Annotated in this window: 26 protein-coding genes and 1 pseudogene; 13 read left to right on the top strand and 14 right to left on the bottom strand. The window is 39.5% G+C overall.

The window, feature by feature from the left end; genetic code table 11:
• Window positions 1–90: 90 nt before the first annotated feature.
• A complete protein-coding gene (locus ACX1CU_RS05430) occupies window positions 91–948 on the top strand; it encodes a YaeF family permuted papain-like enzyme (RefSeq protein ID WP_459401587.1) in 858 nt (285 codons plus the stop codon).
• Between the two features lie 64 nt (window positions 949–1012).
• Here the strand turns inward: ACX1CU_RS05430 and nlpE are convergent, their stop codons facing one another.
• From nlpE to ACX1CU_RS05415, 3 genes are read right to left on the bottom strand one after another with little or no spacing between them, the layout of a single operon-like run.
• Complete coding sequence (nlpE, locus tag ACX1CU_RS05425) at window positions 1013–1702, bottom strand: envelope stress response activation lipoprotein NlpE (RefSeq protein ID WP_459401586.1); 690 nt, start codon at window positions 1700–1702, stop codon at window positions 1013–1015.
• 57 nt (window positions 1703–1759) lie between these two features.
• Entirely contained in the window at window positions 1760–2173 is a 414-nt protein-coding gene (arfB, locus tag ACX1CU_RS05420; protein ID WP_459401585.1) for an alternative ribosome rescue aminoacyl-tRNA hydrolase ArfB, read from the bottom strand.
• 3 nt (window positions 2174–2176) lie between these two features.
• Window positions 2177–2725, bottom strand: coding sequence for a YaeQ family protein (locus ACX1CU_RS05415; protein ID WP_459401584.1), 549 nt, complete (start codon window positions 2723–2725; stop codon window positions 2177–2179).
• Between the two features lie 216 nt (window positions 2726–2941).
• On the opposite strand from ACX1CU_RS05415, the gene ACX1CU_RS05410 reads away from it, so the two are divergent.
• Window positions 2942–3142 carry a YaeP family protein gene (locus tag ACX1CU_RS05410; RefSeq protein WP_459401583.1) on the top strand — a complete coding sequence of 67 codons (201 nt, stop codon included), beginning with the start codon at window positions 2942–2944 and terminating at the stop codon, window positions 3140–3142.
• A gap of 40 nt (window positions 3143–3182) precedes the next feature.
• The gene (locus ACX1CU_RS05405) at window positions 3183–4871 is read left to right on the top strand and encodes a recombinase family protein (protein WP_459401582.1); all 1689 of its coding nucleotides are present in this window, start codon (window positions 3183–3185) and stop codon (window positions 4869–4871) included.
• Between the two features lie 84 nt (window positions 4872–4955).
• On the opposite strand, the gene ACX1CU_RS05400 is transcribed toward ACX1CU_RS05405, so the two are convergent.
• Both ACX1CU_RS05400 and ACX1CU_RS05395 read right to left on the bottom strand, forming a co-directional pair.
• On the bottom strand, window positions 4956–5222 hold the full coding sequence (locus ACX1CU_RS05400; RefSeq protein ID WP_459401581.1) for a hypothetical protein: 267 nt from the start codon (window positions 5220–5222) through the stop codon (window positions 4956–4958).
• A gap of 52 nt (window positions 5223–5274) precedes the next feature.
• Window positions 5275–5916, bottom strand: coding sequence for an XRE family transcriptional regulator (locus ACX1CU_RS05395; protein ID WP_459401580.1), 642 nt, complete (start codon window positions 5914–5916; stop codon window positions 5275–5277).
• 130 nt (window positions 5917–6046) lie between these two features.
• Here ACX1CU_RS05395 and ACX1CU_RS05390 point away from each other — a divergent pair, with 130 nt between their 5' ends.
• The 4 genes from ACX1CU_RS05390 to ACX1CU_RS05375 are packed head-to-tail and all read left to right on the top strand — an operon-like array spanning window position 6047 to window position 7809.
• Window positions 6047–6313, top strand: coding sequence for a helix-turn-helix domain-containing protein (locus ACX1CU_RS05390; RefSeq protein ID WP_459401579.1), 267 nt, complete (start codon window positions 6047–6049; stop codon window positions 6311–6313).
• Window positions 6314–6359: 46 nt separating this feature from the next.
• Window positions 6360–7082, top strand: a complete 723-nt coding sequence (locus tag ACX1CU_RS05385) for a hypothetical protein (RefSeq protein ID WP_459401578.1) — start codon at window positions 6360–6362, stop codon at window positions 7080–7082.
• Between the two features lie 33 nt (window positions 7083–7115).
• Window positions 7116–7352, top strand: a complete 237-nt coding sequence (locus ACX1CU_RS05380) for a hypothetical protein (RefSeq protein WP_459401577.1) — start codon at window positions 7116–7118, stop codon at window positions 7350–7352.
• A gap of 34 nt (window positions 7353–7386) precedes the next feature.
• On the top strand, window positions 7387–7809 hold the full coding sequence (locus ACX1CU_RS05375) for a lysozyme inhibitor LprI family protein (RefSeq protein WP_459401576.1): 423 nt from the start codon (window positions 7387–7389) through the stop codon (window positions 7807–7809).
• A gap of 186 nt (window positions 7810–7995) precedes the next feature.
• Here ACX1CU_RS05375 and ACX1CU_RS05370 read toward each other — a convergent pair whose 3' ends face one another.
• A complete protein-coding gene (locus ACX1CU_RS05370; RefSeq protein WP_459401575.1) occupies window positions 7996–8619 on the bottom strand; it encodes a recombinase family protein in 624 nt (207 codons plus the stop codon).
• Between the two features lie 229 nt (window positions 8620–8848).
• On the opposite strand from ACX1CU_RS05370, the gene ACX1CU_RS05365 reads away from it, so the two are divergent.
• Entirely contained in the window at window positions 8849–11545 is a 2697-nt protein-coding gene (locus tag ACX1CU_RS05365; RefSeq protein WP_459401574.1) for an SIR2 family protein, read from the top strand.
• A gap of 391 nt (window positions 11546–11936) precedes the next feature.
• On the opposite strand, the gene ACX1CU_RS05360 is transcribed toward ACX1CU_RS05365, so the two are convergent.
• From ACX1CU_RS05360 to ACX1CU_RS05350, 3 genes are read right to left on the bottom strand one after another with little or no spacing between them, the layout of a single operon-like run.
• Window positions 11937–12422 carry an Hcp family type VI secretion system effector gene (locus ACX1CU_RS05360; RefSeq protein ID WP_459401573.1) on the bottom strand — a complete coding sequence of 162 codons (486 nt, stop codon included), beginning with the start codon at window positions 12420–12422 and terminating at the stop codon, window positions 11937–11939.
• Between the two features lie 19 nt (window positions 12423–12441).
• Window positions 12442–12768, bottom strand: a complete 327-nt coding sequence (locus ACX1CU_RS05355; protein WP_459401572.1) for a DUF1493 family protein — start codon at window positions 12766–12768, stop codon at window positions 12442–12444.
• Window positions 12762–13211, bottom strand: coding sequence for an STM2901 family protein (locus tag ACX1CU_RS05350; protein WP_459401571.1), 450 nt, complete (start codon window positions 13209–13211; stop codon window positions 12762–12764). Before ACX1CU_RS05350 ends, ACX1CU_RS05355 begins: the two co-directional genes overlap by 7 nt.
• A gap of 1912 nt (window positions 13212–15123) precedes the next feature.
• On the opposite strand from ACX1CU_RS05350, the gene ACX1CU_RS05345 reads away from it, so the two are divergent.
• Genes ACX1CU_RS05345 through ACX1CU_RS05335 form a run of 3 tightly spaced genes read left to right on the top strand, consistent with a single transcriptional unit; the run spans window position 15124 to window position 17357 of the window.
• Window positions 15124–15738 (top strand): hypothetical protein, encoded by a 615-nt coding sequence (locus ACX1CU_RS05345; protein WP_459401570.1) that lies wholly within the window; start codon window positions 15124–15126, stop codon window positions 15736–15738.
• Window positions 15735–16232, top strand: coding sequence for an ImmA/IrrE family metallo-endopeptidase (locus ACX1CU_RS05340; protein WP_459401569.1), 498 nt, complete (start codon window positions 15735–15737; stop codon window positions 16230–16232). Before ACX1CU_RS05345 ends, ACX1CU_RS05340 begins: the two co-directional genes overlap by 4 nt.
• A gap of 12 nt (window positions 16233–16244) precedes the next feature.
• Window positions 16245–17357 carry a beta family protein gene (locus ACX1CU_RS05335; protein WP_459401568.1) on the top strand — a complete coding sequence of 371 codons (1113 nt, stop codon included), beginning with the start codon at window positions 16245–16247 and terminating at the stop codon, window positions 17355–17357.
• Window positions 17358–17449: 92 nt separating this feature from the next.
• Here ACX1CU_RS05335 and ACX1CU_RS05330 read toward each other — a convergent pair whose 3' ends face one another.
• On the bottom strand, window positions 17450–18166 hold the full coding sequence (locus ACX1CU_RS05330) for a sce7726 family protein (RefSeq protein WP_459401567.1): 717 nt from the start codon (window positions 18164–18166) through the stop codon (window positions 17450–17452).
• Window positions 18167–18769: 603 nt separating this feature from the next.
• On the opposite strand from ACX1CU_RS05330, the gene rof (ACX1CU_RS05325) reads away from it, so the two are divergent.
• On the top strand, window positions 18770–19027 hold the full coding sequence (gene rof, locus ACX1CU_RS05325; protein ID WP_459402728.1) for a Rho-binding antiterminator: 258 nt from the start codon (window positions 18770–18772) through the stop codon (window positions 19025–19027).
• 189 nt (window positions 19028–19216) lie between these two features.
• Window positions 19217–19480 (top strand): Rho-binding antiterminator, encoded by a 264-nt coding sequence (gene rof / locus ACX1CU_RS05320; RefSeq protein ID WP_459401566.1) that lies wholly within the window; start codon window positions 19217–19219, stop codon window positions 19478–19480.
• 52 nt (window positions 19481–19532) lie between these two features.
• On the opposite strand, the gene ACX1CU_RS05315 is transcribed toward rof (ACX1CU_RS05320), so the two are convergent.
• The 4 genes and pseudogenes from ACX1CU_RS05315 to ACX1CU_RS05300 form a co-directional block, all read right to left on the bottom strand.
• The gene (locus ACX1CU_RS05315; protein ID WP_459402727.1) at window positions 19533–19844 is read right to left on the bottom strand and encodes a c-type cytochrome; all 312 of its coding nucleotides are present in this window, start codon (window positions 19842–19844) and stop codon (window positions 19533–19535) included.
• A gap of 9 nt (window positions 19845–19853) precedes the next feature.
• Window positions 19854–21179, bottom strand: a complete 1326-nt coding sequence (tilS, locus tag ACX1CU_RS05310; protein ID WP_459401565.1) for a tRNA lysidine(34) synthetase TilS — start codon at window positions 21177–21179, stop codon at window positions 19854–19856.
• A 63-nt stretch (window positions 21180–21242) separates the two neighbouring features.
• The gene (locus ACX1CU_RS05305) at window positions 21243–21641 is read right to left on the bottom strand and encodes a VOC family protein (RefSeq protein WP_459401564.1); all 399 of its coding nucleotides are present in this window, start codon (window positions 21639–21641) and stop codon (window positions 21243–21245) included.
• Window positions 21642–21679: 38 nt separating this feature from the next.
• Window positions 21680–23823 (bottom strand): annotated as a pseudogene (locus ACX1CU_RS05300) (lysine decarboxylase LdcC).
• Window positions 23824–23861 lie beyond the last annotated feature (38 nt).

Here is a 23861-nt window from a genome sequence, read left to right as displayed (position 1 = left end):
TGAGTGAAGGTAGCCAACAACCCTGCAGCTTCAAGTAATAAGGGTATCAGGGTGTTTTGCTAAGGACGCAGTTGATTAAAGGATTAAGAAATGCCGTTACCTTATACCTCAGTCATGCGACTGTTTGCCTTGCTGCCGGTCTTTATCACCGGCTGCACCATGGATATTGCGCTGTCCGAAAAAGAAAAACGTGCTTCCCTCAATCCCGTGGATATCCAGTTTCAAACCCTCAGTTCCGCGCCACAGAATACCTTTCGGGAAGTCGATGAAGCCGCCCTCCAAGATGGCGATCTGCTTTTTTCCTCAACGATTGGCCTAACCTCTCTGGGGATCCGTATCTTCAGTGCTTCTTCAGTCAGCCATGTCGCGATCTATATTGGTCAAGGCCAAGTCGCCGAAGCGGTGGGCGATGGTGTGCAGATTGTCAGCCTGGAAGATGCGCAAGCCCACAGTGACAAACTGTTTGCTTTGCGCATGCCGAGCCTGACCCCCACTCAAGCAGAACAAATTCGCTACTTCGCCAAGCAAAAGGCCGGTAGCCGCTATAACTATCAGGGGATTATTGAAATGATGCCCTTTATGGTCACCAAGCAGATTTGCTCGCTAAATCCTTTCTCGAAGGATTTCCGCCAGCAGTGCGTACAAGGATTGGCCGCCGCACAGCTCAGTACGCCAGCCGCCGATGAATCCAGCTATTTCTGCTCGCAGTTTGTGTTGGCCGCCTTTGAGCACGCCGGGCGGCCACTCACTCTGGCATCACCTGGCTGGGTCAGCCCCGGTGATTTGCTACATATGCGGGAAGGGGATATTGCAACGCTGGCGCCAAGTCAGACCTTGGCCTATGTTGGGCACATCAAACCAGGTATCTATTTGCGCAATCGCGCCTTGGTCAGCAATAGCGTGCATGACGGCAAATCCCAGATTCAACCCGGCCATGACGTATTCTAGAAAACATAAACCCCGTCATTTGCCATAACGGGGTTTTATCTTCGACTGCCCAACATGAATGCGATCAGCGGCTGTTACAATCTTTGCTGTTATCGAAAGTCACCTTACCACCGGGCTCAGGCACCAATGCTTTTTGCATTTGCCCTTCTTCCATGGATGGCTGAATGCTGAAATGGCCATTAAGCATCAGGAATACCGGTTCCCCTGGCGCTTTTTGAGCTTTCAAATAGCCTCTTTCCAACGCGATATTATTGACTACCGGGAAGGTTTTACCGGTCGCACAATCTTTGAATACTGCCGCATCAGCCAAATAGGTATAAAGCCCACTCAACGGCATTGGCGTTTTTGGCAACGGCTGCTCGGTTGGCGACAATGTATAATTAAGCTCGGACGTAATCGGCGCTCCATTGCGATCCAGCATTTGCAGATTCTTGCCTACCGGGCGGAAGTAACGCTTTTCGCCACTGGCTTCGGTCAGCACCAACCGATCGGCCGTGCGTGCCCACTGACCATAGCTGGCAAAAGTTCTATCGCCATCTTTGGTGCCGCGATAGGTTTCCTGCAGAATGAAAGTGCCATCTTTATCCAGGAACAAAGTCGTATCCAGCCCGCTACAGTCAGCGCAAGGCAATACCCCCTGATAACTCTGCTGCATTGGCTGAAGCGGTTGTTCTTTCGGTTGGTATTGGTTATTACAGCCTAGTAGCGAAAGCGCTCCTGCCGCTAAAAACAGGACGATTGTTATTATTTTCACAGTTATTCTCCTGCTGCGTTCCATTAATATCCACAAAGTGGTGCCAAACAGGCTTCCCTAAGGGAGAACCTTGCCGCGCAGCGCTTTGGTTGCGCCTTTGCGCACCTTGCCTTCCAAACGGCGTAATTTCGCCCCTTTGCTGGGTTTCGTTGCTCTGCGCGTCTTTTCAACCACCATCGTCTGTTGAATCAGCGCTACCAAACGAGCCAGCGCCGCCTCACGATTTAACTCCTGGCTACGGTATTCCTGCGCTTTGATAATCACCACACCATCAACGGTCACTAAATGATGATTAAGCGCCAGCAACCGTTCCTTGTAATACTCTGGCAGGCTGGATGCCCGGATGTCAAAGCGCAAATGAATGGCCGTTGAGGCTTTATTCACGTGCTGCCCACCCGCGCCTTGAGCGCGGATCGCCGTTAATTCTATTTCGTTGTCCGGTATCGCTACGTTTCTTGACAGTGCCAGCACCGGTTACACCTGTGCCTGCTGCCATTCGGCAAATTGAATTTCGAGACTATTCTGAACATCGGAAAGCCAGATAGTACCTTCCTGTAGGGTAGCCTGTAACGTCATATTGCGGCTGGCCATCGCGGCCAGGCGAGCTAATTGTTCATCATCGAGAAAACGGATGCTTAGGTTTTTGTGGTTTGCCACTTTGCTCTGCATCGATTGCCACCAGACATACCCGGCACGTTCACCATAAGCATACAGCATCACCCGTGGGGATTGATTACAGGCTTTTTTAATGCGTTTCTCATCTGGCAGCCCCAGTTCGATCCACATTTCCAGCCCGTTATGGTCGTTGCGTTGCCAGATCTCAGGTTCATCTTCTGCGCTCAGGCCTTTGGTAAATACCAAGCGTTCATCAGCATGACAGATCCATGCCAGCAGGCGCAGCATCATGCGCTGTTCGGTTTCTGAAGGATGCTGGGCCAACGTCAGCGTCGCGTCGTGGTAAAAGTGACGATCCATATCCGCGATATTGACCGTGGCTTTGTAAATTGTTGCTTTCAGCGCCATGGGTAACCTCATTATTAACAGGCCACAGTGTACTTGATAAGATCGGTTCACAGCCAGCACGAGGAGCCTATAGCTGCGAATGAAAGCCAATACGAGGTGCTAATAACTCCACGGCACCTGTGCTATAGTCGTTTAGGATAGGATTGAACTCCGAGTGTCTGTGCCTCATCGCAGCCTGCGTTGGCGATTATGCAAAGATTCTTAAGGGAGGAAACTGTGCAACAATATTGTGAGTTAGTACGCCGTTTTTACGCCCAGATCGGCAGTGGAGATCTTGGCTACGTGCCTGATGCACTAGCATGTGTCTTAAAGGCATTGGACGAGGTTGCAGCGAATAGCGCGCTACCGTCCTCCGTTAGGGAACAGGCGGCATTTGCCGCCGCTAACTTATTGGTGAGCGACTATGTTGATGATTAGCTAAAATATCCCTAAGTTACATTTTAAAGAGGAATGAAGAATGACAAGGAAAACATACGGTTACTGTCGAGTGTCGTCAGGTAAGCAACTGGATGGTAACGGTATGTCGAGGCAGCAAAAAATGCTGCTGAAATACATTCAAAACTATAAGGATACGAAAAACCTTGGTTACCAGCTATCCATCGATGACTTTTCATGGATGCTGCAACCCGGTCAATCTGCATTCAAAGGCTATAATCTTGAAGAGGGTGTTTTAGCCGAGTTCATAAAAGAAGCCAAAGCAGGAAAACATAAAAATTCATGCTTACTTATTGAAAATATAGACCGATTCAGCCGAGCAACTCCTGCAAAGTCAGCGTTGAATTTTTTAGCTGTCACAGAAGCAGGAGTGCACATACACGAGGTAGAAACTGGAGAGGTTTTTACTGATGTCCTTAACCTAGAATTATTAGCCAGTAGCCTAACACGAGCAAATAGAGAGTCTTTGCGTAAACAAAATCTCTCGAATGATAATTGGGAAGAGCGATATGAGGCAGCGAAGAAAGGAACTGCCGTACTGACTAAACGCGTTCCAAAGTGGATTGAAGTAGTTGATAATAAATATCAATTAACTTCAGAGTCGCATATTATCAGCTATATTTTTGATAAATTTTGTGAGGGTATAGGTAGTACAACTATTGCTCGAGAATTAAACAAAAGAAGGATGTTAATCGGTAATGCTGAGTGGTATCCCCAAAACGTAAACAGGCTCCTGAGCGATAAACGTGTTGCTGGCTGGCTAATTTCAACAAACAAAAACAGACAAGATGTTCGTCTATATCCGCAGGTAATCAGTGATGAGCAATTTTCTCGAGTTCAAAATATCAAAAACTCATCACAGCCTTTGGTGAAGTATAAACCTACGGAAAACATGAACAACCTATTCAACGGTATAAGTTCTTGTGGACTATGTGGTGCGGCTGTTGGTGTAATAAAGCAAACATATAAGGGAAAAATCACTTATAAACGGCTTTATTGTTCTAAACGCAAAGAGATTAAAGCATGCACAGCAAAGTCTATTCGGTATGATTTTATTGAAAAAGTCATTTACAACCACATTTTGAATTTTGATTGGAATAAATTTCTATCTAATGAATCACAGGAAGATACTTCAGATACAATTAGAGATGAATTGATAGAAAAGAAAAATTACGCCAATGCATTAAGAGGGATCATCGATAAGTCTGAGATGCCAGACATTTCCTTTTTTAAAACATTAGATGGAGTAAACAAAATTATTACTTCATTAGAATCTAAGTTAGCAACCATTAAAAACGAGCCACAAGAGTTTGATGTTTCGGGATTCGACATTGAAAATGCAGAGGAACGATTAAGATACAATTTAGCATTACGAAAAGTAGTATCTACAATCAAGTTAACACGACATCCTTTTATAGATACGTTTGTAAGTATTGAGTTCCATTATCACATGGGTAATTTAAAGCATGTAATATTAATGGACAGCATAAATGGGGATGTATTATCAAATATCGCTTGTACGGAAACAGAAACAACCTTATATTACATTTCAAATGTTATGAGTATTGAGTGCGATAAAAAATCACACCATGTTGAAATAAAAGGATTATATATTCCAGAAGATTTAGCACTGATGTTGCTATTTATGGAGCAGCAAAGCGTGGATAATAATTTAATTGAAGGAATACGTAGATTACAAGGGCGGCATTGAGTATGGAATAATTTGTTCAAACCGACCATAATAATTAAATTTATAGGGTCCCATATTAAGCATAAATGGGACTCCATCAGTCTTTTATTTCTTAGCAAGATCTAAAAAAGACTTAGGTGGTTTTGAAATTATAATTTTCACACCATTTTTAGTTTGCTTCATTGATTTAATTAATCGTCTTGCAATTTCAGGTAGAAGAGTGTATTTCTTAACAAGATAACCACCTCTTACTTTTTCAATAATCCCTTCAGATTCTAATTTCTCAAAGTCAACTTTTGATAACTCTGTTGCATGTGAGACAATTTCTTTCATCAACTCATCCAGAGATGATGACTTTTTCTCTTCTGCCATATCAATCACCTTTATTTTAATACTAATTAATAGTATCAGTTAGAATAAATATCTATGTTAACTGCTGGATGTTAGTGACAATAAAATTAATCTGCCCGATTATCTCAAGTGAGGATAGTTCGGCATCTAAAATTGTAAGTACTGGATATTTTTTATTATCACTGATTAAATTGTACCCCTTAACAACTACTTGGACTCGCTTGAATAAGTAATTATCCCCTTTTTTCAGCACTACAAGCTGATTTTCCTTTAGCTGGTTTATGCTTGTATCAACGATGATTACAGCACCTACGCCAAAAGTAGGTTCCATCACGTCGGTAGTTACCCGTAAAGCTACAAGATGGCTTATATCGTCTTTTTCTTGCAAAATATTACCATCCAGTAAAAGGAACTTATCTTGTTCTAAAAATGGGATTCTTATTACTCTGGAGAGTTCTTTATCACCATTAGTAACTGCTTCAGACACAGAAGCTTCCTTTCCTGTTGCCAGCCACTCTATAGAGACATCTAACGCCTTAGCAAGTAGTACCAAATTCTCTAAAGTTGGGCTGCTAACCGCAGAGAGATAATTGTGCAACGTTGAGTATCCAATGCCAGCTTTAGCCGCAAACGCCCTTCCTGAACCGGTAGGCAGCTTGCTCTTGAGACGCTCGGTGAACTGCAATAGTTGCTCGGAAGGTTCTTTTGACTTCATTTTAAATGTTCCTAATTCAGAAACACAACCGTAGGTAAGGTATAAATCAATCTAAAAATTCCTTTTTATGGATTGACAAGTTCCTTATAACGATCAACAATGTTCCTAAGGTGAGTAATGAGAGTTCATAATGAGTGATGTTAATTTGAAAGGATCGCAGAAAAAGGGACAATTTTCCAGTACTGAAAAGAACTGGCATCGGGCAGACATCCTTGCTGCTATTCGAAAAAAAGGAACGACACTTTCTGAATTATCCAGGCAAGCGGGACTGCACGAACGCACGTTATACAACGTATTAGAGCGACACTGGTATAAAGGAGAAAAAATAGTCAGTGACTGTATAGGTGTGCCAGTAGAAGAAATTTGGCCTGAAAGATATACAAAGAATAAAGGTTAGTTACGTAATTTAATACGCCGCATCTAAAAATAAGGATCTTTTCATTATGTTTGGCTTGATTGTGTTTATCGTATGCATAGCAATTTCAATATATAGCTATAAGAAAGTAGCTTTACACCTCAGGAGTAAAGGGAGAGGTAAGCTAAGTACTTTATTAATTGCACTATCTTGTAGCGTTTTTATTTTTATGATTTCTGTAGCTATTGGTGCATTAATGATTGGAAAAGCACATCAAGAAAAAAATACAACAGAACTACATAAGAGTACCACCAATGAAGAAAATGTTAAATACAAACCCGATGAGTCAAAAAATGATGATGACGATTTAGATAAGTATATTAGATATATGAGAGCAGATCCAACAAGAACTTATCAAGCTAATACAAATGAACTTGAAACAGTTTTTGGTTCTAATACTAAAATATTAGTTAATAATTCTGGTAAAGAACAAGTAAAACAGTTCATATTCGATGGTACTGAAAAACCAGTTTATATAACTTATTTTGGTAAAGAAGTACTCTCGCATTGGGATGCGGTTGAAAAATTCTTAGAAAAATCAGGTAAAGAAAATATTGACGTTGAAAGAATTTATGGAGCAACAACTACTTATAACTATAGTTATTATTACAGTCCATCTCAACAAAAACCATATTTAATGATTTGTAATAAATTAGATTGTACAGTGATTGACATGCTTAATGTTTGGAGATTACGTGGCGAATTAGCAAAAGATGGTTCTAATTATCTAAAGAAAAACAAATCCGATTAAAATTAAAAACAGTTAATACAGATGGGGATAGTAATGAAAAAGACAGCAATAACAGCAGTCTTACTTGCTACATTAAGTTTTTCAGGAGCAATTGTGGCGGCACAAGGTTTAAAACAATACAGGATCGAATACCGAATTGCTGGAGATTCGAAAATTTACGGTGAGATTATTTTCGCTTTTAATACCTCAGAAGCTTGGAACACTTTGAAGAAAAAACAAAAAAACGGTGGTAGTGAACTTATTCAAATGAAAGTAAGAGAAATGAAGTAATACATTTAACTTTATAAATATAAGGGATTATATAATGAATAAATTAATTTTAATTGCAACTTTATTCTCCGTTAGTACTTGTTCTTATGCAAAAGAACTAAGAAAAGATCTCGATGAACAATTAGATAAATGTAGGGAGTCGGCACTATCCACGTTGGATAGTGTTGATTGTTATACGAAATCTACTAACGAATGGGAAAAAGAATTAAGTAAACAATATAAACTACTTCTTCAAGATCAACCAAAGGAAATCCAAACCGACTTACGAAACTCACAACGAGCGTGGGTGAAATATAAAGAATCCTATATCAGTGCTATGGAAAGCTTCTATAGCCAAGAACGCGGTTCAATTTGGGGCATAGTTATGTCAGAATCTACAATGAATGTGACTCGTGACAAAGCTATTGACCTTTACAGATTAAGAAACAGCACGAATATGTCAGGTGAAGAAAGCTGATAGTTATTACGCCAGCACCAGGGGAAATATAGTTATAAAAAACAACAATGTATTACTTTAATGCAGAGGTTAAATAATCTCTGCATTTTTCATACCGTTAATCATCAGGGTTATCTAACGGATTTAATAAAATAAATTATATTAAAATTAATTGGTTACTATATTTTCAAACTATATGACCTACAATTACGAGTTAGATTCAGTACTTAATTTCTTGGATACCTTAGCAATTGTTGCCCTTGAACAGCCAATGAGATCCTGAATCTTATTCCAACTTTTCCCATCAGTGAGCAATTCTTCTACCTTCCGATGTAGCTCATGATCGATAGGACGGCCCTTATAGCGATTGTTAGCCTTAGCTTTCTCAACACCCTGTTGTTGCCGCCTACGCCGATCTTCGTAATCCTTGCGAGAAATTGCAGCTAACATATCAAGCATCATACTGTTCAAAGCTTCGAACATACGTTGGGTAAACTCGTCAGTACTATGCAAAAGCTGGTGGCTCGTTGGTAAATCAAGTGAAACGAGCCTAACACCTTTACTTTCGATTATCCGCCGTAAACTCTTCCAATCTTCATTAGCCAATCTTGATACACGGTCGATCTGCTCACACAGTAGAACATCGCCTTGTTCTGCTATATCAAGCAAACGGAAAAGCTCAGGACGTTGCAGACTGGCACCAGATTCATTCTCGATGAAGAATTTTGAGATTCGAAAACTGTTCAACAGTGCAAACTCTTCAAGCTCAGATTTCGCTCTCGTTGCATCTTGCTCTTGAGTAGAAGCACGAAGGTAAGCATACACACGCATATTTAATCACCATAAAGTCCGTTTTATATGGTTCATTATATAAAGTCTGTTTTAAGTTGTAAAGTGCAATTAATGAACCAAAATGATTGGTGATTCTACTGGTCCCTTTTAGGTATACTTAAAATATATTAGTGATATTATCCAAACAGTAACATTAGTTAATTATTTTAATTACATCTATATTAATAAAATTATGCAGGGTAATTTTAATTAAGGATATCAAATGGACATGAAAATAATTGAAGATCTACACCGTGCAAAACAAGAACAGAGACTTTGCGTATTTGTTGGTGCTGGTATATCTAAATCATCAGAAAATGATGGTGCAAAATTTCCAAGCTGGAGTGATTTGATAGAAGCCCTTCAAAAAGAATTAAACTTAGAGCATGAACATGACTATTTAAAACTAGCTCAATCATACTATCTTGAACACGGTGATTACTTATACTATCGTAAATTAAAATCATTTTTTAACATAGATGCATCACCATCTTTAGTTCATAAATCAATACTAGAGTTAGAACCAAAAAATATAATAACAACCAATTGGGATTGTTTACTTGAAAAATCTATATCTGAGAACTTGGAGCTATATGATATTATTGTTTCTGATGAGGATTTATCGAAATCATCATTACCAAACAAGTTAGTAAAAATGCATGGTGACTTTAATCATCATAATATTATTTTCAAAGAAGATGACTATTTAAACTATGAACATAACTCACCATTAATATCAAACTATATAAAAGGAGTTTTAAGCACTAACGCGGTCTTGTTCATAGGATATTCATACAATGATATTGACTTGAAATTAATAATGATGTGGCTGCGAAATCATGCTAAATCCAGACAACCAATTTACCTATTAACTTTTAGCGAGAATAAATCAAAGATAAAATATCTTGAAAACCATGGTATAAAAACGATTGTACTAACTGATCTTGAAAGAAAAATCCCAAGATTAGATAATTACTCCTCAATAATATATGATTTCATATCAAAAATAGTCAGTTACAAAAACTTTAATGCTGCTGGTAGTATTGATCCTATAGCATTTGTCTACGGGAAAATTCGACATTTAAGTAATCTTAAAAAAGTATTATATGAACAAGTTTCATCTGCATTAGGAAATTGTGGGTATGAGTACTATCCAAATCTTACACTATTTATTTTCTATAATAACATACTAACTACAGATTATAATAAAGAAACAAGAACTATTTTTAATAAATTCGTTTCAGGCCTGGAAGAAAACGAAGAAAAATTTATCATGGAAAATCATTCAAAAATATTTTCCATATTAAGCAAAGCAAGTATATCTGGAATATCTTTATCCAAGGACGAGAACAATAGTAAATTTTTCAAAATACCAAACCACAGTATAAACAACGAACTTGAATCAAATCTATCATTTCATTACCCCAACACTCCCTCCAACATTGATGATCTAGATAATTTGCTTTACTGCTCTCAATTATATTATTATTCTGAGAACTATCAAAGCTGCTTAAATCTATTAGAAACCGCATTAAGATTGGCTATTTCTAAAAAACACTATGCGGCAATTTTAATTTCCTCATCAAACTACAATGAACTAAGAAGAATAATTAGTATAAAAGATAATAACGTTTCTCTGGATGACAAAAAATACAAAGATGTTGATGGATTTTATAATTCATTCCCTTATGAAATAAAACTAGATAATTTTGCATTATATAACACCTTACGCCACACTTATATAAAAGAAAGAGCTTTTAAAGTTTTCTCTCTTTTAAAGAAAAATGAGAAGCAAAGAAGTATAATTACAAGGGGCGGATTCTATTTTAGTAAAGAAAATGAGACGTTAAAAAGTGAGCATAAAAACATGCTACATTACTTCTTGGGTAATAACATTCTCATAGAACATCTTACCGAGTTCAAAGACATTAATAAGTATTATGTCGAAGGTAGTTTTAACTCTCAATGTCAAAAATCTAAGATTGAATTAGATAAAGAAGAAATTTATTCTTTAATAAAATTTTTTAAGAATACTGAAATAAAAGATTTATTTTATTCTTTTGGTGTCCGTGAAGGAGAGGCATATGATTTCCTATCTATATCTGAAGAAAATTTGCGTTGGCTAATAAATGATGTACTGGTGAATTTAGTAAATCACATAAAATCAATCACTCATGTAAATACGCTCTTTTGGGGTTATATTGAAAATTTCATATACATATTATCATTTATAAAAGTCAATGGTAGTAATTTTGATAAATTTCTAAACTGTATTAATATGGTTATAAATGGGTCTGGTGTTCCGTATATGTTCTATAGTGCAGTCAATCAATTCCTTGCTATGCAGTTCAATCTTTTCGGCTCCGATTTTGATAAAAACATGCTCAAAGAAACAATTGAAGCAATCATAGATAAATTTTCCATAGGTAAAGCAAATGGATATGAATATATGGCTATCCGAAATTATTGCATTGACAACTTTTTTGGTTTAGCAAAAGAGAAAAGTATTGAAATAACAAATGAAAAATCAATTAGAAGACTAATTTTTGAGATGAACTATGCCTCTATAGATTATCAATGTAAATTAGCATCTTCTCTGTTGCTTAGCTTATTGGAAATTTCAAACAGCACAATCAAAGAAATACTTGAAGAAGCTTTCTATAATTTAACTATTAAAATAAAAAATCAACCAAGTCTAGAAGGAGTAACTTTTTATCTTACCCTCATTGCAAGTGGGTTCGAAAAATATGAAACGGAGGCTAAAGAAGCTTTAGAAACTTTATTAAAAACCATTGACAAAAGAGAACTTCATTCTGCTTCACTCTATGAAATCGAACGTTTGCTTAATTTTTTATCCATAGAAAAGAATTTAACAGATTATCAAAATATTTATAAAAATAATTTTACTCAAGAGGAAAACTTATAGGTGATGATGTATATAGTAGCAAGGCTCTCATTTTCACATTAGAGTCTTGCTATTTCCTATTATAGATTTCACCTACATGATTAAATTATAAACCTGTAAAAATGGTGTATTGAATTAATATGTAATACATTGTATTCATGACTAAATTAATTACCACTCATACTTCCAGTTAAATTAGTAGGTTAATAATGAAAAGATTTAACAATTGAGTACTTTATTAATTGTTTTAGAAATAATTCAATATACTTCATAATCCATTATCGAGATTCTCTGAAGACCATTTTCATCCCCCACTGAATAGGAAGAAATAAATTTGATAGTGTTTTCATTAAAAGGTAATTGAGTAGTAGTAGTTTCAAAACAGGGGCAATGCATGCCCCTATTTCATCCATCAAGCCGTAACTCGTTCGTTCCATGCATCAGTATACTGAATATTACCGTCTACATATTTCCATGTGATTTTTTCATATCGTAACTGCACACTTTCCATGTGACCAGTCCCTGGACAATCACGAGTATCATGCATCGTTGGTGTAATAGAAACAATTTTCACATTTTCAAGTAACGTATTGAAGTATTCTATTTCTTGCCCTGCATCATTGATGCAATACCATTTTATCTCCGCACTCTTTAACGTTTGACCAGTAGCTACCGCTTTATAAAGATACGGTGATGATGCATCGACTTCTTTTTCAATCAAGAAAGGAGCGTGTAGCCTCGTTCCCGTTAGTTTTCCTGTATTTGAATCCGTAGGGATATTTAAATTGTGAGTAAGTCCACGCAATTCAATACTTCCCTCACGATCTCTAACATCAGATGAACCTTTGATAGAGGCACCGCCATCGTCTTTTAGCCACATGTGAACAGGGACAGCCATTTATCAAACTCCTTTTCAGTTAATCATACAACCAACGACCAGCCTTAGCCGATTCAGCGAACATTCTTACAGTAAGCGGTTTTACTGTTTGTTGGAGTGGTTCTTTGGTAAGCCATTTACGGAAAAATGATTCTGTTTGCCACGGATAGTAAGCATTATAATCAATTACAGATGTATCGATACCAAACTTCTTACTGTAATCATCAATAGCGTATGGCAACTCATCCCATTCAGCATAGCTTTGCAATGGTGTATCAAGCTCGATAGGTATTGGCTTGAATTTCCATGTAACCATAAGTGATAACTCACCTCGGAAAAACTCTAAGATTTCTTCATCAGTTACCATACTCGATCTTCTTTTCTTGCTATCGTGTTGTAGGTAGATAATGTTTTATAAACGATTTGAGCGAGATCGTTTGCGAGGAGTACCCAACCGATTACAGGGATTGTACGACCAACGAAAGCTCCAAGATTGTTAACCATCATTGGCTTTAAAAGCTTAATACTCTTGTTTGTAAGTGTCGGAAGCCGTACAGGTAGTTTCACATCAAGATATTGACGTGAATATTTAGAGGCTATAGATGTTCCAGGTGTAGCGGTTCCTGGTTTTGTTCTGGTACTTAAAATTGGCAGTCCTAAAATGATACAACTCATTGCTACTATATCTGTTATACCGCCAAGTTGTTCATCAGTTTTATCAAGGAGGACCCAGAAAAATAACTCACCTGCTGAAATGTTACCTACGCCCTTATAGAAATACGTTCCGTTTAGTTCCTCTACCGTATCCATACATACCCTTAGCCGTATCGTAGATTTACTTTGTTATACTACAACTATCTTCCTGACAGCAAGATTAAAACCATTATATAATGCTAAGGCATCAGATAACGTACCAAAACATAAGTATCACGCAGTATACCTACTGGCAGTAGGTGAGATGAAATGGGATAAGACAAGCTATCACACCCCATTCAAATTAGTTTTATCGTATACATTTTGTTAATAGAGGCTTCATATATATGACTCATATGAAGCCTTTGAGTCATTTTAATAAAAATCCAGTACTCGCATTACTACGAGCATTGAAGTACTTTATAAAATAACACCCTTAAAGTTTTCAACAGATATAATTAAAATCTGATTCAGATAAAAAGCACTTTAATTTTTAAATGCATAGGTAATCCCTTGTCTTTTCCCATTCTAAAAAATCAGGGCTGACTTATGAATTTTAACAAACTAAAGGCAGGTTACTTTAGCACCACTTTTATCTACTGATAGTATTTTCATTACAAGCAAAAAGAGTGTTCATAACTTCAAATAGGTATTTGAACATGCTTCTATTAAATCAAAAAAAATAATTATTGATTCATTACATATATAACAACACTAAATTATATAAAGGACATATCACACCTATTAACAATAAAATTAATGAAGCCATAGTTGCAGATTCAATCAGTATATTCATAATGAAAAGACTTAATATTTGAGTAATCAACATTTGTGATTGAGAATACTCAACACTTCGTGTTTCGTATTTCAATCAAACTGTTAAGTTATAATTTGTATTTCTTCGACAGTTTTACTTCGTAAAACCTCTCACAAATACAAATTAATTTACTTTATTAATTATTTAAGAAAGGATTTAATATACTTCATAATCCATTGTCGAGGTTTTCTGAGAACATTTCTATCCCCCCCGCAGGGGGGATAGAAAATTAATTTTGTCGATGGTATCTATCGAACATTTTATGTAGTGAATTTTGGATGGATCTATATTATATAAATCGTTCAAGCGGAAGCGGGTTGCCCTGTTTCTCCCATATCACTGTCCTATTGCAACGGTCGCGGTTTTAATCGCACTTCATGTTTCAGCTACATAAACAACTTAAACATGTGTCTTCAAAATTTGGACGGATCTATATTGTACAAATTTATTCAACTCCCTTTCGCATGGTCAGGTGTGAACCTCATATGTCTATCAAGGAATTCATCTGCTAAGAATTCTTTATTGTGCCGCATTGCCGTGGTTCGTGTGACTGCATATAGCTTTTATAACCGCATTGGATTTGGTTTCACCTACGTTGTATCACGGGTCTCATTTGCACATCGTACTGATTGAACTACTCATCTGCCATCTACTTTTCGATAGGATCAGGATTCAACTATTATACCAAAGATAAATTATCACTTTAATTTATCTTTGGTATATCAATCAGAGTTTTAAAATGTATTAGCTACACCTATAGTATAGCACACAAATTGAATTTGTTTCAAAAATAGCAAGGTTTATTTAAATCCTCAGTACTATTCCAAGCATATATATTTATTATAATAACAAACCAGAAGATATAATATGCACGATGTAAACATGAAAATATGTTACCGCTAATACTACTATATTTCCCCCAGCGTATTTTTTGTCACGTCAACATACTTGTTCTATTATTTCTCATCACATATAAGAATATAGTTTTTTTAATGATGATATAACCTATAAGTAATAAATACAAATTTTACCAACAAGCGAGTCCGAAATGATTCTACCCCACACCCGGTATCATACACCACGAAAATACGATTGATAATAAAATTCACCAAATGAATAAAATGTTACCTACATCACTATCTAAGGTTAAAACATTAGATTTACTTGATATAGGATGTTATATATTAATAAAAGTGTGTAAAAGGAAGTCATATGAGCAAAGTTATACTTTTATTAGTAATTTCGTGCTTAACGTTTCTAGCGTATGGAAGCCTTCTTTCTCCTGAGCAATCTACGAAGACTTCAACTACTGAGAAAATTAATACCTCGCATTCTAAGCAATTAGTCAATCCCATTGAAAATAAACAATCGTCATACATTAAGAATGTTGAATTTGATAACCAAAAAATCATGACTCTCTTAGAACAACAACAAAAATTAACTGAGGAAATTGAGAATTTAAAAAATAAAAGCAACGTCGATTATTCCATGTGGGCAAGTATTTTACTTGCTTGTGTAACTGTTATCATAACTATTTTAAGTGTTATTTTAGCAATCGTTTCAATCATTGGATATACAAACTTCAAAAAAAGCATTGAATTGAAGGTAGCCGACATATCATCTTCTGTCGCTATAAATGAAGTTACAACACAGATAGATGCTGTCGCAAAGAAAGAAATTGCCAGGCTAATTGATGAGGGTGCTTTTACTAAACATTTGGCTAGTGCAGTTGATATGGCTATCATCAGGGGCAATAAGAATCCAGATGAATATGAAGTTAGCTTTGAAAATTATCCCGAATTGGATGAAGAGGATGGCGAACAATGAATAACTCACAAGAGTGGCTAAAATTAGCAACGTCTCAAAAGGAACTAATAATAAAAAACCAGCAGGAGTGCCCAATAAAATTAGGCCAACTTGCTATTGATCTAGGTCTTGTGGTGAAGTTAGCTACATTACCATCAAATATATCAGGTGAAATCAAAGAAACACATGGTGTAGTTACAATTCGTATAAATAGACATGATGTCAAGGCCAGACGACGATATACCCTTGCACACGAAATAGCTCATTTCCTCTTGCATAAACATCTCTTGTGCGAAGGAATAAGTGACGATGTGTTGTATCGTTCAGCACAATCAAATGAAGTAGAAGCTCAGGCCAATAGGCTCGCAGCAGACATTATTATGCCAATATTTCATGTCGAACATTTTTACAAACTGCACTATAAAGGTAGAAAAGATGCTATTCTATATGAATCGATTGCTGATAGCCTTGGAGTTTCAGCTACAGCCTTAAAATATAGATTAGGTGTCAGTTAATAAGGATTGATAATGTTGATAGATAACTATTCATACATACCTATTCTGTCCTTGAAGCCAGCAGAGATGGCTGCATTAGAAGAATTACCGCTTAAAGATAAAACTTTGTTACTACCATTGATCTCACTGAAAAAATGGGCAAACTCAAAGAGTTTTGTTAAATCAATCGAACGTATTAATAAAGCGTTTGGTGACAATTATTGGATATCTGATCTCGATAAAGAATTCTTGAAATCCGCAAGATCTAAGTTTGCCATTGAGCATGATCAAATTTCCGCTGATTTTATAAATCTTGCAACACCTTCTGATGGTTACCAAAATTGGGTTGATTTTGTATCTCAACACGAGAATATTATCCCTGCAATTCAATTCGAGGATATTTCTCAGTTAGATAGACAGTTAGATAGACTACTGGATCTTCAAAAACCTCTCGTTGCAAGATTCGAGCTTACGGGAGATTATTCTATAATTCCTCATGATTTTACAAAAGCCATAAGAACGTTATCTTCACGACTATTTAATTCTGGTTTGCTGATAGTTTTAGATTATGGTGATTTTAATAGGCTGAATCTAATAGAGTATTACAAATACTCTAATCTAATTAAACAAATTCACTCCTTACTTCCAAATGCTATTTTTAGTGTTTCAGGAACATCATTTCCATATTCTTTCGCAGGTTCATACCGAGGAGAAATACCTATTTTCGAAAGACAAATTTTTAACAAAGTCTCATCTGAATGTACTAATATCAATTTAATCTACTCAGATAGAGGAAGTACTCGGGCATTAGGAAATAATGGTGGCAGTGGTGTTCCCCCTCCTAGGATTGATTACCCCTTAAAAAATGATTGGAGATTTATTAGAAAAGAACTTGATCCAGATCTTTATGAAAAAGAAGAGCTATATCAAGAGGCTGCTATAGAAATGATGAAAGCAGAATATTGGAATCAAGACTTAAGATTGTGGGGAACTCAAATGATTGAAAAAACAAGCATAGGAGATCCATTTGGTATTACATCTGCTAATAGGGCAACAGCTGTACGCATAAACCTACATCTTTATCAGCAACTACATTATTATGATATTATTGACACTTTGGATACTGAAGAGGACTGGGTTGATTAAACTATATAACGATATTATTTAAAAGTAATATCGTTATGCTTAGTTGCATGTCTGAAAAATGATTATTACCTTGAGGTTCTTTTAACATAAATTTATCTACACTGGAGATCCTCAAGTGCATTAATGAAACAGTCTATATCACTCATACCTTTATCTGTTCTATCTATTTTTTTTGATGAAATTAACCGGTCATATTCTAAATTAGAATTTTTAATCTGTAATCTCTCAAAATAATTGCTCCCTCTCTTTTTATAGCGATTTTTAATTTTATCTATAGCTTCTTTTCTTAGTTTCACCGTTGGAACAGAGAAAAGAGATAGCTCAACAAATTTCCTTTTTTTATTCTTTATTTCTATATTCATTTTTTTTGCAACATTTAATAATTCATTAAGTGTCATCATTTTTATAAATTTAAATTTGTCCGTAATTTTTATTATTCTCCCTTTTCTTACAACCTTCAATTTTTGTTCAGATACTTCCCAGATAGCAACATTATCAGGGGTTAACTGCAAAGCCTTCTTTATGTGTTTTGTAGCTACAACAACAGTCACCTTATCAAAATGTTCAAGATATTCAATAACTTGACCACTTAAGCGTTTTAGGGAATCGAACTCACTTTTTATTTCAAAAGCGAAAATTTTATCTTTACTTGCTAAAACAAGGTCGACTCTTCTTGAAAAGTTGGCAATGCTAAATTCATTTATGATGAATTCATTTTTAGCGGTATGCTTATCATTACGCTCATGCAAAAGATGTCTTATGACTAATGATTTTATTGAAGACTCTAGAACTTTATCACTGACATTCATGTTAATAGATCCAAATAAGTAATATGCTCATTATACACCAATCATGATTTTTTTAAAAGAAGCCATATTAATTTTGGCAATATATACAATGACGCATTAATATAAAAACGTATTATAAGGTAATTGAATAATTTAAAATAATCATATATTTTATATATGCCAGACATATAGTAATTACTATTTAATACATATAAAACAAGATGATACTTATATTTAATTAGCTATTTTATTTATCTCCATGGTTAATATTCATAGTATAGCTTACCTCATATTTTTATTCCAAAACACTAATTAACTTTCTCTTTATGACTACTTTAATCCTTCAGAAAATATTTTTTAACAGTGTAACTCATCAAGCATCTCAATAAGATTCAGAACCGCCTTTTGGTTTAAATTTAACCAGTCAAAAATGCCCCCCTTCCGCTTTTCAAACGATTTCTGGCAGAACTATCGCAGCAACCCTATCCCACCTGTCGCTACTACCGGATTTAGTGTAGAGTTAAAAATCAGGAGTAACGGCTACACTGTTTATGTAGGCCGTTAATGGGTTAAAACATAAGCCATTGATTTAACAATCAATTTATCATTGGAGACATTATGTTGATGAATGATGAGTACCAATCCATCAATTGCGATGACTATGAAAGCCTGGAACTCGCCTGTCAGCATAACTACATTCTGAAGCTGGAGTTACGCGACGGAGAGAAGTTTGAAGGCATTGCCACCGAGCTGAAATTTACCAAGGGTGTTGAGTACCTGATTGTCGATCAGTCTGGTAATACCCTCAGCTTGCGTCTGGATCACATCCTCAGTTTCAGTCATCCGGAAATCGGTACCGTAATCGTCAGCCTGTCAGACTGATTTTGCGGTAACACCATCTCAATACCCAAAAATTTACAACGGGTATACAGGGCAGCCTAATGGCTGCCCTGGTCATTTATGGTTTCAGGCTAGCGTTTTAGAAGTAACGACTACACTGTTTTCGTCGGTCGTCAATGACGATTAAAATGTAACTTATTGATTTTAAAATTACTTATTTTTGTATTTATTATGTTGATGAATGATGAGTATCAACCCATCAATTGCGATGACTACGACAATCTGGAACTCGCCTGCCAGCAAAAACTGACTCTGAAGCTGGAGTTACGCGACGGAGAAACCATCGAAGCCAAGGCAGTCGATCTGTTGCAAAAGAAAAGTGTTGAATACCTGACGATCGAACAAAATGGTACTCAGCGCGATGTGCGTCTGGACCATATCCACAGCTTTAGTCATCCAGAAATTGGTACCGTTGTCGTGAGTCTTTCTGACTAAACGCCTCGGTAACCCCCTCTCTACAGGGCAGCCTAACGGCTGCCCTCGTCATTTATGGCTTCAGGCTGGCGTAGTATGCCGCCAGATCGGCGATATCCGCGTCTGACAACGCCGCAACATAAATTTTCATCACTTCAGCCTGGCCGCCGGTCCGTTCACCTTTCTTGTAGGACTGCAACACCTGCTCCAGATACATGGCGTTCTGCCCGGCCAGATTCGGGTACAGCGGTACCGAGACTTTGCCTTCTGCACCATGGCATGCCACACAGGTGGCTGATTTACTCTTGCCCACCGCTGCGTCACCTGCCGCCCAAGCGGAAAAGCTCAACAACCCTGCCACCACCATTACGCTCATATTTTTCATCATGGTTCCTCACAAGATATTGTTATTATTTTTCTTCCAGCTCAGCTGCCACGGCTGTTCACCAGCAGGCACCTGCCCAGCTTCGGTAACAAAGATATCCACGGCGGCGATCAGTTGCTCATCATAGTAAATCAAGGGAATACGTTCACGCTGCCAAGGGGGAATAGCCAACTCCTGCCACAGTTTTTTGATGTGTCTTGAACCGGCACGGTTGATAATACGCACCCGGCCTGTAGCACTAAAGCGCACGCTCACCTGCTCGCCAGCCTGCGGTGCACGCACCAGGTTATTCCCTTCCCCACAGACCAAAGCACCAAGCCCATCGGGCAATTCCAGTCTGGTCGATTGCGACCAGAGCAATTGCCGATCGCGCAAATCAGCCATCAGCGGCAACAGGTATAAACGCTGGCGGAAACGGCGAATCTGATAGTTGCCCAACTGTAGCTGCGGCTCTGCGTCTTCCCGGCTGAGCGCCACTTCATTCCAGATCCTTGGTAACTGATCGCGTGCAGGCATAGTGACGCCAAACAGAGCAATCCAGCGGCGCAACAGCGCATAACGCCGCGCCGGAGAGCACTCATGCAACCCGGCTATCGCCAGCGAGTTTTCTTCATCCAGCAACAGCGTTAACTGTTCTGCCAGCAGTTCATCCAGCAGTTGTTCCTGTTCAGCGCACAGGCTGGCGCTGCGTGCCGCTGCCGAGGCAAAATGCGGCCAGCGCTCATTTAATACAGGCAATACCTGCAAACGCAGGAAGTTGCGATCAAATCGACAGTCCTGATTGCTGTCGTCCTCAATCCAACGTAATTGGTGCAGCTTGGCATACGCCTCCAACTGCTGGCGCGAAACGCTTAATAACGGCCTCAGCAGCGAATGACTTCCCAGCCTGGCTTCAGTTGCCATCGCCGAAAGCCCCGCCGGGCCACTGCCGCGTTTTAAGGCCAGCAAGAAGGTTTCACATTGGTCATCAAGATGTTGTGCCGTCAGCAGAGTGTCATCCGCCATCAGCGTATCCCTGAAAGCCGCATAGCGGGCTGCTCGCGCCGCCGCCTCAATACCACCGCTAAGCCCATCCAACTGAACATGATGAACCACCAGCGGCACCTGCCAACCTTCACACTGTTGCTGGCAATACGCCACCCACTCATCGGCAAAACGGCTCAGGCCATGGTGAACATGCACCGCACGCAAAACCATTCCTGGCCTTTGTTGGCGTAATTGCACCAGTAAATGCAGCAGCACGCTGGAATCCAGCCCACCGCTAAACGCCAGCAATAGTTGGCCTTTAGTGCCCAGTTGTTCAGCAAGCTGTGTAAGCAGTTGATTGCTCTTCATTGGTTGTGCTTGATCGCGTCCACATAGCCGCACGTTAACCAGCTCACCGCCAGCAAGCAAGCATTAACCACGTTGAAGTTCATATAATTCGAGCGGTAATCCATCGGGATCGTTGAAAAAGGTAAAGCGGGATTGGGTATAAGGATCGATACGCACCGGTTCACACACGACTCCCGCCGCTTGCAGCTCGGCGATCGCGCTATCAATGTCATCCACGCTGAATGCCAGATGACGCAGGCCGCAGGCTTCCGGTCTACTTGGGCGAGCCGCCGGTGCCGGAAAGGAAAATAGCTCAATCGTGTATTGGCCGTTCAGCGCCAGATCGGCTTTCCAGGAGTCCCGCTCTGCGCGATACACCTCGGCTAGTAGGGTGAACCCGAGGATCTCGCAGTAAAAATGTTTACTGGTGGCGTAATCAGAACCGATCACCGCGATATGGTGAACCTGCCGTAATGCCAACATGGATATGTTCCTTCTATAAGGTTGCGACTTCGCCCGCGTCAAACTGCGGGCGTTTTCAATACTTTCACCAGATAACGGCCATCATCGGTCGGTTTCGCCCCATGAATATCGGTTTCAAAACCAGGATAACGCTCGCCGATCGAACAGAGCATCAGCAGGAAATCGAGCACCGCACGGCTCTGTTCGGTGATCATCTCCCCCGGCATCACCAGCGGAACGCCCGGCGGATAAGGCAGGATCATGTTAGCGGCCACTTTGCCGATCAACTGGTCGATCTCGCAGGTTTCCACGTTGCCCCGCACCTGCTGCTGGAACATCTGATAAGGCGTCAGCTTCATTTCCGGCAAAACGTCAAACGCCCGCTGCATCAGGCGCGGTAAATCATGCTGGCAGATCAGTTGATGGATCCCGGCGGCGAGATCCTGAATGCGCATATGGCGATAGAAATCCGGATCCTCAGCATACAGATCCGGCAGCATGTTCTTCACACGCAAATTGAGGTCGTATGCGCGTTTGAAATCGGTCAGGCCACGCAGCAGGCTCATCGCCTTGGTTTTATCGATACCTATGCTGAATAGGAACAGCAGATTATACGGCCCGGTTTTCTCCACCACGATACCGCGTTCATCCAGGTATTTCGCCACCAGCGCCGCTGGAATGCCGCTGCTCTCCAACTCGCCCAGTTCGTTCATGCCCGGCGTCAGAATGGTGACCTTGATCGGATCCAGATACATATGATCGCGATCGGTATTACCGAAACCGTGCCAGTTATCATCCGGGTTCAGCGGCCAGCACTGCGCTTCGTCGATTTCTTCCGGCTGCCAGATATCGAAAAACCAGCTATCGCTCTCTGCACGCAGGCGCTGGACTTCACGGCGGAAATGCAGCGCCCGTTCCACCGAGCGATTAATCATGCGCCGCCCAGGATTACCCCGCAGCATAGCCGCCGCGGTTTCCATCGAAGCAACAATGCCGTAATGCGGCGAGGTGGTGGTGTGCATCATATAGGCTTCATTAAAGGTGTTTTCATCGTAATCACCTTTGATATGAATCATCGACGCCTGCGAAAACGCCGCGAGTAATTTATGCGTCGATTGGGTTTCATAAATCACTTTGCCCGGAATGCGCTCGCCGCTCATGCCGCTTTTGCCTTCGTAGATCGGGTGAAAATTGGTATAGGGCACCCAGGCGGAATCGAAGTGAATCGATGCCACATCCAGCGTCTGCTTGATGTAATCGGTGTTGTACAGCAAACCGTCATAGGTGGAATTGGTGATCACCGCATGCACCGGCCAACTGGCGTTGGCGGTTTCGGCCACCCGTTTGGCAATGCTGTCATGAGAGAGTTCACGCTGGGGGATCCCGCCCAAAATACCGTAGGCATTGCGCAACGGGCGCAGGTAAATCGGTACGATGTCGCACATCATCAGCAAATGGCATAGCGATTTGTGGCAGTTGCGGTCAATCAGCACCGTGCTGCCCGCCGGGGCTGAATACATACCAACGATCTTATTAGCGGTAGACGTGCCGTTAGTCACCAGATAACTCTGCTCGGCATTGAAGGTGCGGGCGATATACTCTTCCGCCTCCAAGTGTGGCCGGTGTGATCGAGCAATGAACCCAGCTCGGTTACCGAAATGGAAATATCGGCCTTCAACGTGTTGGCGCCAAAAAAGTCATAGAACAGGCAGCCCACCGGGCTTTTTTGAAACGCGGTGCCCGCCATATGGCCCGGCGTGCAGAACGTATACTTCCCTTCTTTCACATAGGTGAACAGCGCTTTGGTCAGCGGCGGGGTAATGGTATCCATATATTCATCGGTGTATTGCCGGATGCGCTGGGCAATGTCATCTGCAGCATTCAAGCCATATTCGAAGAAATACAGCACCATACGCATTTCATGCAGGCTGACATCGAAAGTGGAATGGGTGTTGATAAACGCATACAGCGGCAGATATTCATTGAGATCGTTGATTTCACTGCACAGCTCAAGGCTGTAATCGTCCCAGTCGAACACCACTCCGCAGATACGCGCGTTGTGTTCAATCAGCTTCAGCAGATCGCCGCTGTCTTTCGGATACACCAGTTGGAAACCCATGGAGGCCAATGCGGTGTGGAGCTCGCGGATAGGTTCATCTTTGTAATAAACACCCATCGGGCTCATGATCGCGATGATATTCATCGGGCTGCTCCTGTCAGTTAACTACCAAGACTTATAAC

The organism is Serratia sp. D1N4, from assembly GCF_054552755.1.
The sequence above is the reverse complement of the archived record's forward strand: the minus strand, read 5'-3'. Positions and strand labels throughout refer to the sequence as shown.